Here is a 12,415-nt window from a genome sequence, read left to right on the forward strand (position 1 = left end):
CTATACGATATAGATTTTATTGATATACATATTAAACATCATCTATTTTAGCTATTTACAAAAAACAGGCAATTTTATAAATGTTTTTTTGCGGTTCATTAATATATCTATATTGGTATCATGAAAACCAAACCTGTCGTTATTGTTGTTATAGCAGTTATTGTTATAGCTGCCTGCGGATTCCTCTTTATCCGGAGCAAAAATTTAGTATCACCAAAAAAGGGAGAGATCACGCAATTTTTAAATGCTTTTAACGCCCAGATTAAAGCAGGCAATATTGACTCGGCAAGTTTGTACTTTGAAGACAAGCAAAAAAGTAAGCTTGTAAAAGTTCTGTTAAGTGTGCTTACCAATAAAACCAATACCGGTGGTAAAGCAAAACCTATTTTTAAAGTAAGCTTAAATACCGAAGACGCCCTTATTACAGTTGTAAACCCCGAGTTTGCAACAGCTTTGGTAGTTACAAGCTTTAACCATGACAACCTGCCAACAGAAAAATCATCCCTGTTATTCACTATTCATAAAATAGATAACAAACAATATAAAATAACCCAGGTAAACGCTACCGACTTTGTTAAAGATTATATTGCCTACCAAAATAAAGTAGTTAACAAAACCATCCCCGAAAAAGATATTTATAGCCCAATTACCCTTGCCGCTTTTAAAACTGCCGAACAATTAAAAGCACGCTATGATAGCGTAGTATGGTTTGATCATATAAACAACAAAACATATTACTATGTAGTAAAAGGCAAACTACCCGAAAACTTCTACTACCAGGACGACCGTAAAATTAACCACGATGATTTTAAAATAGGACTTGTAAATCAAGAGCTGAAGGAAATCATTCCGGCGGAGTACGACCTGATACATAACATCAACGGAACCATTGAAGGGCTTATTGAGGTTGAAAAAGCCGATAAAAGAGGACTTTATAACCTCGACGGTAAACTGGTAGTACCAGTTGATTATGACCAGATCTATCCATTAAAAGCAGGAGATAATTTGGCCGTTGTAAAAAATGGAGAGAATTTCTTTTACCTTAAGGCAGACACCACACTATCAGAAAAAATAGTTGACTTTAAGATAGCCGATATTGTTTCGCAGATTAAGACCCTTGGCCAATCCTACACGCTAACTGAAGAAAGCTCAAAAAACGTGATGGAATATAATTCTCGAACACAAGGCACTTCGCTTATTATCCCGCCATCATATCTCACCGGCCTGGGGATAATGCCTAAATTTATTGATTTCCCAAATCCGCTGAGGAAAATATTTAGTAATGAAGACGAGGATGGCGGTGAAGGCAGCCGCTCCATAGCCGTTGCCTTTGATGGTGATAAAAACGATGGTGATGTCAATTGGTTTCAAAGTGCCTACTACACCATTGTTAATGATTACCTGGGCGGCAGAGGTGGTCTTTATACCAGCAAAAATCTACTCGTGGTTGATAAGAAGCATAACCAGATCCTGGGATTTAATACCGCTGTAGATTTAGGCGAAGGCGAAGGGTTCGGTTCACTTTCCGGTGCTTGCATGGAAAACTTTACAAGGGCAATTAATGATTCGCTATTCGAGTTTAAATCAACATCTTACTTTTATCAGCCTTTATTAAACGAAGAAGAGACCCTGGAAGAAGGTCCATCCTATCATTATCTGCAGGTTAAGAACGGCAAACTGGTTGATTTAAAATCCGAAAGGCTCTTCCCTACCCAATTTATAAAACTCGATGATTCATACCTGCAGGGCTGTTACACCATTATAACAGGCCCATATAAATCCTCAAAAAAAACAACTATGGATCATGTAAATCAATCCCTGCTGCAGTACATGAAAAACGAGATCTATGCATCGTATAAATACAAATTTAAAAACCAAAAGTGGAATGATGTTTTTGAATACCGTTTTTCACAAGGCGATACAACCCGCAACGCTAATGTAGACGATTCATTAACCACCATTGATAAATATAATATCAGCTTCATCAACAACAAGCTAAACAGGCAAAAAAATAATACACTGGCAGCTAAATGAGTATTACCGGCCGGCTATTAAGGTACTTTGCATTTGTATGGATTTTCGTTTTAAGCGTTGGCACATTTTACGAAAGCTTTGCCCATAACCATGCCTTCTTTTTAGGTTTTAAGCAAGCGGCTATTAAAACAGGCTGGTACATGCCTGCGTTTTACTGCCATATTTTCGCCAGCAGCATCATTCTGCTGGTTGGCTTTTTCCAGTTTTCAAAAAAGGTATATAATAACCGGCAACTGCATAAGGCACTGGGGAAAATATATCTTTTTGGGGTTTTGTTTATTGCCGCGCCGGGTGCCTATGTCATGACCTTGTTTGTTAACCGTGGTAATGGTGTTTTTGCGTCGTTCATGCTCCAGAATACCTTATGGATTGCATCAACACTGGCAGCATTCCTGCTAATTAAAAATGGCAAGGTTGATGAGCACGTTAAAATGATGCGCAGAAGTTATGGCCTCGCCTTTGGCGCCGTAACCCTGCGCTTTTATATATTGCTGTTCCATGTTTTTGGCAATGGCGTTAACTTTAATAACAACTACATCATTATTGCTTTTTTAAGCTGGGTACCTAACCTCATATTGGTAGAGCTGATAAACCTATATGACAAAACAACCTACAAAACTGTGTAAAAATGTTATTATAAATAATAGCATGGCCATCACTAAACAAGCGGATTGTACTGGCATAGCCTGCCCTGTATAGCTCATAGTTTATACAGGCTTTGGGGAACAGTTATAATAATCATCTTATCCTAAATAAACTGTTGCTAAAATTCAATTAAACCCCTATTTTTGCCGGGGTTATAATACAACAAATATGAAACATCACGAAGAAGAGAAAGAAAACTTAGATTATATATACTACTTAGTAGCATTAGTATCGGGTATGTTTGTAGGCGCAATCATTGACAAGGGTTATACCTGGATCTTTGTTGGTGGTGTATTAGGTTTATTAACTGCCGCTTTCTTCCTGAATGTTATGGTTAGAGGCCGTGGTGAAAAGGCCTGATCCTGATCTGCCCTCATTTATAAGTAATTGGAACCAGTTTTACGGCATCGTAGTCGCATGGCTGGTTTTTTTAGTTTTTGTATTTTGGCTCATTACAAAGTCTTTTGAATGAGTTTACCCGACTGGATAGTTTTAGGCTTAACGCTCTTTTGCATCGTGCTTTATGGCATGTGGAAAAGCGGCAACAATAAAAACATCGATCAGTTTTTAATGGGCAACCGATCTTTGCCCTGGTACCATGTTGGGTTTTCGGTTATGGCCACCCAGGCCAGCGCCATCACTTTTCTTTCGGCCCCCGGGCAGGCCTATTCCGATGGGATGCGCTTTGTGCAGTTTTATTTCGGCTTGCCGCTGGCCATGATTGTGTTATGTATCACCTTTGTCCCCATCTTCCATCGCCTTAAAGTTTATACAGCCTATGAGTTCCTGGAGCAACGGTTTGATTTAAAGACACGGGCACTCACTGCATTCCTGTTCCTGGTATTGCGCAGCCTATCAACCGGGGTAGCTATTTACGCGCCAGCCATCATTTTGTCAACTATTTTAAATATCAATACCGTTTATACCACCCTATTTATAGGCGGGTTGGTGATATTTTACACTGTATATGGCGGCAGTAAGGCGGTATCATATACTCAGCTGCTGCAGATGAGTATCATATTTGCCGGTATGTTCCTGGCGGGCATCCTGGTAGTGCATTTATTGCCGCAGGGAGTAGGCTTTACCCATGCCATTAAAATGGCAGGCAAACTGGGCCGCATGAATGTAATTGACTGGAAATTTGACTGGGATAACCGCTACAATGTATGGAGTGGTTTAATAGGCGGCTTCTTTTTACAGCTATCCTATTTCGGTACAGATCAAAGCCAGGTAGGCCGCTATCTAACCGGCAGCTCGATAGGGCAAAGCAGGCTTGGGTTAATCATGAATGGATTGATCAAAATCCCGATGCAGTTTCTGATCCTGCTGATAGGGGTATTGGTCTTTGCTTTTTACCAGTTTAACAGGCCACCCATGTTTTTCAACAATTACGAGGTTGATAAGGTAAAACAAAGCAGCTACGCCACACAATATAATTACCTGGACCAGCAATATACCCAGGCTTTTGAACAAAGAAAAGCGAAAGCAAATAACCTGCTAACAGCTATTGACAGCAAGAACCAGGACAAAATAGACCATGCCCAGGACGACCTGAAACTGGCGGATATGCAGGCCCGCATCATCAGGCAGGACGCTATAGCGCTGATGAAAAAGAACAACGCAGCTGCCGATGATAATGATACCAATTATGTGTTCCTCACCTTTGTTAAACAATACCTGCCAAAGGGACTTGTAGGGCTGCTGATCGCTATTATTTTCCTGGCATCTATGGGTTCAACAGCAAGCGCGCTCAACTCACTGGCTTCAACAACCGTGATTGATATTTATAAGCGTACTATAAATAAAGACGCATCAGACAGAAACTACCTGCTTGTTTCGCGTTTAGCAACGGTATTTTGGGGAGTTGTATGTGTAATTATGGCCCTTTATGCCAGCAAACTTGGCAATTTACTGGAGGCTGTAAACCAGTTAGGCTCCTACGTATACGGAACGGTATTGGGAGTATTTGTGGTTGCTTTTTACATGAAGCGGATAAACGGTACATCTGTATTTATTGGTGCCATTGTCAGTGAGGCAGCCATATTATATTTAGGATTAAGCAAAACAGTGGCCTATTTATGGCTTAACCCAATCGGATGCTTTTTGGTGATGATTGTGGCTTATATCATGAATAAAACTATGTCTCAAAAAAGCCCGGTAGAAGTACCAGTCGTTTAATAAAACCTGTATCGCCAGCGATAGCCCTGTAATCACCCTTTTTGAAATTTTACTGTGTATGGTGCAATTACCCATAAAAAAAGACCTTCTGCCAAATGCAAAAGATCTTTTTAAAGTTCTCCCTACCGGGGAGGATTTGGGTGTGGTGTTAATCCTTCGCGTGATCCAGAGCTTCCTTATTCAAACGTGCGTACTCATCATCTTTGCTTGCTTTTGAAAGTGCGATACCTTCTTCGGCTGCTGCAATGGCGCCAGGTTTATCGCCTTTGCGTAACAACAGGCGGGATTTCCATAGTTTATACCATGGGCCTTTAGGGTCTATTTTCTCGGCTTCGTAAACCCAGCCTAATGCTTTGTCAACATCTTTATTGTTCTCGTAATAGTATTGGATAGCATTAAAATAATAAGGCTTCCGGTCGCCCTTCATCAATTCATCAATGTTGGCGGTAATTTTTGCATCATCATCCGTTTCTAAATGGATCATGGCCGCGGTTTTGTCCCAAACAAGGTACAAATCGGTTGCTTTGGTGGTTGTGTTGGCAAAAGCCATGGTAAAGGTTTCCCTTTTTTCGCTTACGCGGATGGGCTTAATCACAAAGCGTAAAAAATCCTCACTTTGTTTGTAGCTGTAAGCGCCCCATTGCTTAACCACTTTATTTAAGATGATGGTCCACTCATTTTTTTCGGGGATACTGAAAAATGAATAAGTGCCAGCCGGTACACTGTGGCCTTCAACAAGCACTTTTTCGGTAAAGGTGATGGTGGTGGCGGCGTTTGCTCCTGTGCGCCAAACCTCGCCCCAGGGAATAATACTTCCAAAAATTTTACGATCCTTCACATTTGGGCGCGAGTAAGTGACGGTAATTTTTCCTAATCCAAAATCCTGGATAATAGTTTGCGTAGAACTGGCCTCAGGAATGCGCGGAATCTGGGCATAGCTCTTATAGCTCAAACACGCTAACAGCATGGTGGCTACCAGTAAGTAAGTTTTTCTCATGTTATGTTTTCGATACTAAGATACCAAATGTTTTTAATCGGGAAATATTGTGTTGGAGTAATAATATTGGTAATAGTTTAATGGGCGTTTGGTGAATTGTGAATGGTTGATTAGGTGGGTGGTTTGTATTAAGAAATCTGCTTTCAAATCTAAATACTATGCAACTACTCACAAATCAACCACTCACTACTTACCAATTTATTACCTTTGCGGCTATGATTGATGTTGTATTAAGTAAAGGCAAAGAGAAAGCTGTTGTGCAAAAGCACCCATGGGTATTTTCGGGGGCTATTGATAAGGTAAAAGGGAAACCTGCAAATGGTGATGTAGTACGCCTGCTTAATGCCAAAGGCGATTTTATGGCCTATGGCTTTTACAACGATCAATCGCGTGTTGCCCTGCGCCTTTTGGAGTGGGACGAATCAGTAGAAATTAATGACGACTGGTTTCGCCGTAAACTGGCAACCGCGGTTAAAAGCCGTGCCAATGTGCTGGAAAATGGCACCAATACCTGCCGCCTGGTTTTCAGCGAATCTGATTACCTGCCGGGATTAATTGTTGATAAATACGCGGGACATTTAGCCGTACAGGTGCTTACATCGGGTATGGAACGCATGATGCCTGTAATTATTGATGAACTGCAAAAGCTGCTGAACCCCGAAAGCATCTCGGACAAGAGCGATACCGCATCCCGCGCGCATGAAGGCATGGGCGAAACCGAAAACAAGGTTTTAGCCGGTAGCCCTCCACCCGAAATTGTAGAAGTACTGGAAAACAACATCGTATACGGTATCAATATCACCGAAGGCCAAAAATCTGGTTTTTATTGCGATCAGCGTGATAACCGCCATATCCTGGCCTCCTATGCAAAAAATAAAAAAGTACTGGATTGCTTTTGCTACACCGGCGGTTTTACCTTAAACAGCCTAAAGAATGGCGCAGCATCTGTAACCAGCGTGGATAGCTCGGCACTGGCCATTGAAACATTAAAAGAAAATATCCTGCTCAATAAACTGGATGCCGATAAACATACCTCCATCAAATCGGACGTAAACACGCAATTGCGCAAGTTTAGGGACGATGGTGAAAAATTTGATGTTATCGTACTCGATCCACCAAAATATGCACCCTCGCGCTCTGCGCTAACCAGGGCTTCCCGCGCTTATAAAGATCTGAACCGCTTAGGCATGCTATTGCTGAACGAAGGCGGGCTGTTAGCCACCTATTCCTGCTCTGGCGCTATGGATATGGAAACCTTTAAACAGGTAATTGCCTGGGCCGCATTAGATGCCGGCAAACAGGTACAATTCATTTACCAGTTTCACCAACCCGAGGACCACCCGGTAAGGGCATCATTCCCCGAAGGTGAGTATTTAAAAGGGCTACTGTGTAGAGTATTTTAGGAATTTTTAGGAGAGAGTCAAGAATTAAGAGTCAGGAATCAAGACGGGAGAAAAGTACAACTTGCGGCGGGTGTGACGGGTGAAAGGAAGAAAAAAATTAAAAAAAGCATAGGCCAGGTGCGATTCCCTCCCCCGGGAGGGTAGGGAGGGGTTTCTACGCCATACAAGCAAAGCAGCTATTTCAATAACTCCAAGTCAAACTCTTTAGGTAATTTAATTGCAGGATCATTCTTAACAACTTCAATTATTGTACTTTCTATAGTTCTGATCACATTTAGCATATCGCTTTTCATTTCGGCCTCTGAAAAGCGCAGGAATCGGATCCCAAAACCCTCTAATTTTTGTTGCCTTATTCCGTCTTTATTGAATGCCTCCTCATAATTATGCGACATTCCATCAATTTCTATTGCAAGCATTAGAGCTTTACAATAAAAATCAACTATGTAATTATCGATACAGCATTGGCGGTCGAAATCAAACCCAAATACCTTATTGTCTTTTACTTCATTCCACAATAGCACTTCGCCAAAGGTCATATCCTTTCGCAGCTTGCGGGCTAAGGCCTTTAGTTTTGGGTTATAGGGGATGATTTTGGGCATATCGTTTATATCTATTAGAATATCGCTTCAGGAATATCGCTTCAAGAAACCCCTCCCTACCCTCCCGAGGGAGGGAATCGCACTGGCCCAATGCTTTTTTCGGAGCAAGAGCTTTCATCTTGATTCTTGTATCTTGATTCTTGATTCTTGATTCTTGATTCTTGACTCTTGACTCTCAACTCTTGATTCTTATTTCTTGATTCCCGACTCTTGGCTCCTGGCTTTCTTCGCTCTCATTTTCAGATTCAGCATCTCTACCAACATCGAGAACGCCATGGCAAAATAGATGTATCCTTTAGGGATATGCTGCTCAAATGCTTCGGCTAATAGCGATACGCCTATCAGCAATAAAAAGGAAAGTGCCAGCATTTTAACGGTTGGGTGTTTGTTTACAAATGCAGCTACACCATTTGATGCCCACATCATGATGCCTACGGCTATTACAACGGCCAGGATCATGATCTCTACATGGCTGGCCATACCTACGGCGGTGATTACCGAATCGAGGGAGAAAACGATATCCAGCAGCATGATCTGTATAATGGTGGCTATAAAGCCCTGTGGTTTTACGTTTTCGCTGCCTTCTTCTTCGCCCTCTATTTTATGGTGAATTTCGGCGGTGCTTTTATAGATCAGGAACAAACCACCGACAATCAGAATAAGGTCGCGGCCGGAAATGGCCAGTTTTTCTACCCAACCGGCATCGGTAATACTTAACAAGTGGCTCAGGTTAAACAATGGCGCGGTAAGCGTCATCACCCAGCTAATGGAAAGTAAGAGCAATATCCGGGTAATCATGGCCATACCTAAACCTACCCGGCGGCCTTTAGCCTGCTGCTTTGCGGGCAATTTATCTGATAGGATAGATATGAAAACAATATTATCAATCCCTAAAACAATTTCTAAAAGGGTTAGCGTAACTAATGATATCCATGATTCGGCCTGGGTAAATATCTCTAAATCCATAGGTGTGATGTGTTAAGCCCAAAAATAACAAAACCCCTGCCGTTTAGGGCAGAGGCTTGCGTAAAAGGGTAAATTTATTGATTAATCAAAGTTTACACTTCCAAAGGTGGAGTTGATGGTAATGGTTTTATCGGTACCGCCTTTACCAAAATGACCTTTATAATTTTTGGTCGGGTTAAATCCGCGTTCGCCGTCGGCAGGAGTTTTACTGGTCAAACTTACATCGCGGTTGCCATAGTTAAAGCTGCCATAACGCACAGTTACATCAAAATCGGCAGTCTGGTCATCGCCCAGGCCAAGCTTGATGCTTGAATAGCTTGATTTAACAGACAGATCTTTCAGGTTTTTATCAACACCCTCAATACTTATACCGCCCCCAAATTTAACATTGATGTTACCCGATGTTTTTATGCGGCCAATTTTTGCCGAACTGTAACTCAGGTTTGCATTAAGCCTGTCGCAATCACCAAGGCTTAGGCTGCCATAGGCAACATCAAGGTCGCTGCCATTTAAGTTCCCGATGGTGGCATTGCCATATTTTACCTTGATCTGGTTACCGGGGTTACTCAGCGTTTTAGCCACCAGGCTCCCGAAGGAGTTATTGATAATGAGCTTGCCGCTCAGATCGGGCAAATCTGTACTGCCATATTTATTGCTGATAGTTAGCGGACTTTTAGCCGGCATATACACCGTATAGTTCACTTCAATTGAACGTACCGAATTACGGCTCCCTTTAAAAAACGAGCCCCATGAACCATTGCTGTCCTCATCAGAGCTGATGGTGGTTTTAAAGTAAACCCCGTTGCCATCTTTACCATCTTTGATATTTACATCATCCAACAGTTTCTGTGCTTTATCGTCGTTGTTGGTGGTCACTTTTATCTGCACATCAACTTTTACCTCATTTTTGTTCCAGGTGTTTACGATTACCTTACCAAACTTATTGTCGATATTAATCACATCATTAGCATCAACATTATAGCTTTTGCTATAGCTTTTGGTTTTTACTACTTCTTCAGCGCTTTGTTGCTGTTTGTCGTTATCGTCGTCGCTGCTATCATAGCTAAAGTTAAAGCTTTTATCAAAATCCTTAAATCCATAAGCAATCATGGGAGCTATATTGGTATCAAATTTATAGGCAAAGTTTAACATGCTATCGTTAAGCTTAAAGGCGAAACCCTTTAAGGTATCCAGCTTGAAATTTTTATCGAGCCCTTTGAAGCTTTTGTTGAATTTCTTCATGTTCAGCTTCATGGTTTTGTTGAATTTTTGCTTGTTAAGCGCGCTCATTTTTATTTGCAAGTCCTTCATTTTTATTTGAAGGTCTTTCATTTTAAGCTGATAGTCTTTGGAGTCCATGTCGGCATCATCGCTATCATCCTCATCATCGTCAGTCTGGGCAACTTTAGGCGCAGCAGCAGGTTTGGCCGGCCTTGCCGGTTTAGCGGGCTTTTTTTGCTGTGCAAAACTTCCTGTACCAAGGGCCAATAAAATCATCAGCGCAAACAGGAAGGGATTAAATATTTTTGATTTCATCTTTTTGATCTTTATTAGTTTCGTTAAACTGCTCTATTACATTTAATTGCTGACTAAGCACCTCGGTTTGTATTTGCAAGTTCCGGATCATTGCACGTAAAACACGTTCCTGGTTAGGGCTGGTGGCTAAATCATTATTTAGTTTTTTATAAGTAGAGTCCATTTTGGCAATCTCGGCAGTAAACTCCTTAAACAGTTGCGGATCGCCTTTTGAGGCAGCCTTTAACTCGGTAAGCTGAGTTTCAACCAATGATGCATAGTGTACTTGTTGTTTGGCATACTCAGGGTTAATAGCAGCCAGGTCAACGTTTTTTGGGCCTTTTTGGCTTTGGATATACACCCCGAAACCTATGCCCATCACCACGATGATGGATGCGGCCACCTTTAGCACAAAAGCGAGCGAAAAGGTTTTGGCTTCGCGCTTTTTTGGCTCCGCCTCCAGCACGTTTAAACGCGCCTCTATTTTACCCCACAGATCTGCCGATGGCTCGATCTCGTCAAAATCGTCCTGATTCTCTTTCATGAAATCTTCAAATCGCTTGCTCATATCACTTTTCCCTTTCTGCTTAAAATTTCCATTAGTTTTCTTTTAGCTCTCAAGAACTGGGTTCTTGAGGTGTTTTCTGATATATTTAAAATTTGCCCTATTTCTTCGTGGTCGTAACCTTCCAATAAGTAGAGCGATATTACAACCCGGTAACCATCCGGTAATTGTTTCATAGCTTCTTTTACCATTGTTACCTGGTATTGTATTTCATCATCATCGGCAGGTTCCTCATCGGGGATATCCTCCAAATGATTCCCATCCAGTTCTATCAGTTCCATCTTGCGTTTGCGCAACTGATTTATTGAACGGTTTACCACTATTTGCTTAAGCCATAAGCCAAACGTGGTTTCCTGCCTAAAATCTTTCAGCTTATTAAATGCATCCAGGAAAGCTTCCTGTAAAACATCCTCAGCCTCGGCAATATCGCCCACTATTCTAAAGGCGACGTTCAACATCGCTTTAGAATATAGACGGTAAAGTTCATAGCAGGCTTTTTTACTTCCCTGCTTGCACTCAACCACCAGGCTGTAATGTTTATCTATGAATATTGCTTCCAAATCTGTTAAGCTTCAGTATAATAGACGCAGGCTATTTTACAACGTTGCACGGGAAGAGAAAATAATTTTATTAAAACTTTGTCATGCTGAGGTACGAAGCATCTATTTTACGCCATGCATCCGTTTAAGCATAGTTTGCGAATAGATGCTTCGTACCTCAGCATGACAAATTGGGATTATCATTTCAAAAACTCATCTACCGCCTTCACCGCGTTCTGATACCTGTCATCACCCGTGCCTGAGATCAGCACATATCTTGCGTTCAGGGCATCCAACTCTTTATACCAAACATCCATAAAATGTTCGCGCATGGTGGGGAAGTTGCGCAAGGGATCATCTTGCCAGGGCAGATCGATATTGAGGAGGAGGTAGAGATCATAAGGGTGTTTGGGCAATTCATCCAATACCTCCTGCGGCGATTCGCCAAACATTTCGTCGCTCCAAATTTTTACTGTGATAAAAGTAGTATCACAGATCAATATTTTATTGGCCCGGGGCAGCAGTGCATCCTCCAGTTCCAACTGACCATAAAACATATTAATTTCATCCTGCCAGGTACAGGGATCTGTAAGCTTTTCGCAATAACCACGTGCATACTCGGGCACAGCAATGGTATGGTAATGCGCCGCCAAATAATCAGACATGGTTGATTTACCTGTTGATTCGGGACCTACTACTGCTATTTTGAGGATGTTGTTCATGGAGATGAGTGCACTTGTCTACTAATTGACTCACCCGGTCGTTGCTACGCTTGACCACCCTCTCTTCACCTTCGGTGGAAAGAGGGAATTTCTTTTCTTTTTGCCCCCCTGTTTTGTCATCCTGAGGAACGAAGGATCTATTGGCAAACTATGCCTGTGGGACATGCATGTCGTAAAATAGATGCTTCACTCCGTTCAGCATGACAAAGGATTTTTAAAGCCCTCTTTCCGCCGAAGGCGAAGAGAGGGTCG

General features: G+C 41.8%; 12 protein-coding genes. 5 read left to right on the forward strand and 7 right to left on the reverse strand.

Annotated features, from left to right (window positions below):
• Nucleotides 1–120: 120 nt before the first annotated feature.
• The 4 genes from Q0R88_RS12265 (at nucleotide 121) to Q0R88_RS12280 (ending at nucleotide 4,857) form a co-directional block, all read left to right on the forward strand.
• Nucleotides 121–2,034, forward strand: coding sequence for a WG repeat-containing protein (locus Q0R88_RS12265; RefSeq protein ID WP_295716456.1), 1,914 nt, complete (start codon nucleotides 121–123; stop codon nucleotides 2,032–2,034).
• A complete protein-coding gene (locus Q0R88_RS12270) occupies nucleotides 2,031–2,660 on the forward strand; it encodes a DUF2306 domain-containing protein (RefSeq protein WP_295716458.1) in 630 nt (209 codons plus the stop codon). The genes Q0R88_RS12265 and Q0R88_RS12270 overlap by 4 nt, the downstream gene beginning before the upstream one ends.
• Before the next feature lie 187 nt (nucleotides 2,661–2,847).
• A complete protein-coding gene (locus Q0R88_RS12275) occupies nucleotides 2,848–3,039 on the forward strand; it encodes a hypothetical protein (RefSeq protein WP_295716460.1) in 192 nt (63 codons plus the stop codon).
• Nucleotides 3,040–3,147: 108 nt separating this feature from the next.
• Nucleotides 3,148–4,857, forward strand: coding sequence for a sodium:solute symporter (locus Q0R88_RS12280; protein ID WP_295716462.1), 1,710 nt, complete (start codon nucleotides 3,148–3,150; stop codon nucleotides 4,855–4,857).
• 148 nt (nucleotides 4,858–5,005) lie between these two features.
• Here the strand turns inward: Q0R88_RS12280 and Q0R88_RS12285 are convergent, their stop codons facing one another.
• Complete coding sequence (locus Q0R88_RS12285) at nucleotides 5,006–5,854, reverse strand: DUF2911 domain-containing protein (protein WP_295716463.1); 849 nt, start codon at nucleotides 5,852–5,854, stop codon at nucleotides 5,006–5,008.
• Between the two features lie 215 nt (nucleotides 5,855–6,069).
• Between Q0R88_RS12285 and Q0R88_RS12290 the strand changes: the two genes are divergently transcribed.
• On the forward strand, nucleotides 6,070–7,257 hold the full coding sequence (locus Q0R88_RS12290; RefSeq protein WP_295716570.1) for a class I SAM-dependent rRNA methyltransferase: 1,188 nt from the start codon (nucleotides 6,070–6,072) through the stop codon (nucleotides 7,255–7,257).
• Between the two features lie 176 nt (nucleotides 7,258–7,433).
• Here Q0R88_RS12290 and Q0R88_RS12295 read toward each other — a convergent pair whose 3' ends face one another.
• The 6 genes from Q0R88_RS12295 to Q0R88_RS12320 form a co-directional block, all read right to left on the reverse strand.
• Nucleotides 7,434–7,856 carry a DUF559 domain-containing protein gene (locus tag Q0R88_RS12295; RefSeq protein WP_295716465.1) on the reverse strand — a complete coding sequence of 141 codons (423 nt, stop codon included), beginning with the start codon at nucleotides 7,854–7,856 and terminating at the stop codon, nucleotides 7,434–7,436.
• 189 nt (nucleotides 7,857–8,045) lie between these two features.
• Nucleotides 8,046–8,822 carry a TerC family protein gene (locus Q0R88_RS12300; RefSeq protein ID WP_295716466.1) on the reverse strand — a complete coding sequence of 259 codons (777 nt, stop codon included), beginning with the start codon at nucleotides 8,820–8,822 and terminating at the stop codon, nucleotides 8,046–8,048.
• 81 nt (nucleotides 8,823–8,903) lie between these two features.
• Nucleotides 8,904–10,358, reverse strand: a complete 1,455-nt coding sequence (locus Q0R88_RS12305) for a hypothetical protein (RefSeq protein ID WP_295716468.1) — start codon at nucleotides 10,356–10,358, stop codon at nucleotides 8,904–8,906.
• Entirely contained in the window at nucleotides 10,339–10,905 is a 567-nt protein-coding gene (locus Q0R88_RS12310; RefSeq protein ID WP_295716469.1) for a hypothetical protein, read from the reverse strand. The genes Q0R88_RS12305 and Q0R88_RS12310 overlap by 20 nt, the downstream gene beginning before the upstream one ends.
• Nucleotides 10,902–11,462: an RNA polymerase sigma factor gene (locus Q0R88_RS12315; protein WP_295716471.1), complete on the reverse strand. Its 561-nt coding sequence runs from the start codon at nucleotides 11,460–11,462 to the stop codon at nucleotides 10,902–10,904. Before Q0R88_RS12315 ends, Q0R88_RS12310 begins: the two co-directional genes overlap by 4 nt.
• 179 nt (nucleotides 11,463–11,641) lie before the next feature.
• Entirely contained in the window at nucleotides 11,642–12,163 is a 522-nt protein-coding gene (locus Q0R88_RS12320; protein WP_295716473.1) for an ATP-binding protein, read from the reverse strand.
• Between the last annotated feature and the right edge of the window lie 252 nt (nucleotides 12,164–12,415).

Origin of the sequence: Mucilaginibacter sp., from assembly GCF_025362475.1 — a bacterium.
Classification (GTDB): Bacteria; Bacteroidota; Bacteroidia; order Sphingobacteriales; family Sphingobacteriaceae; genus Mucilaginibacter.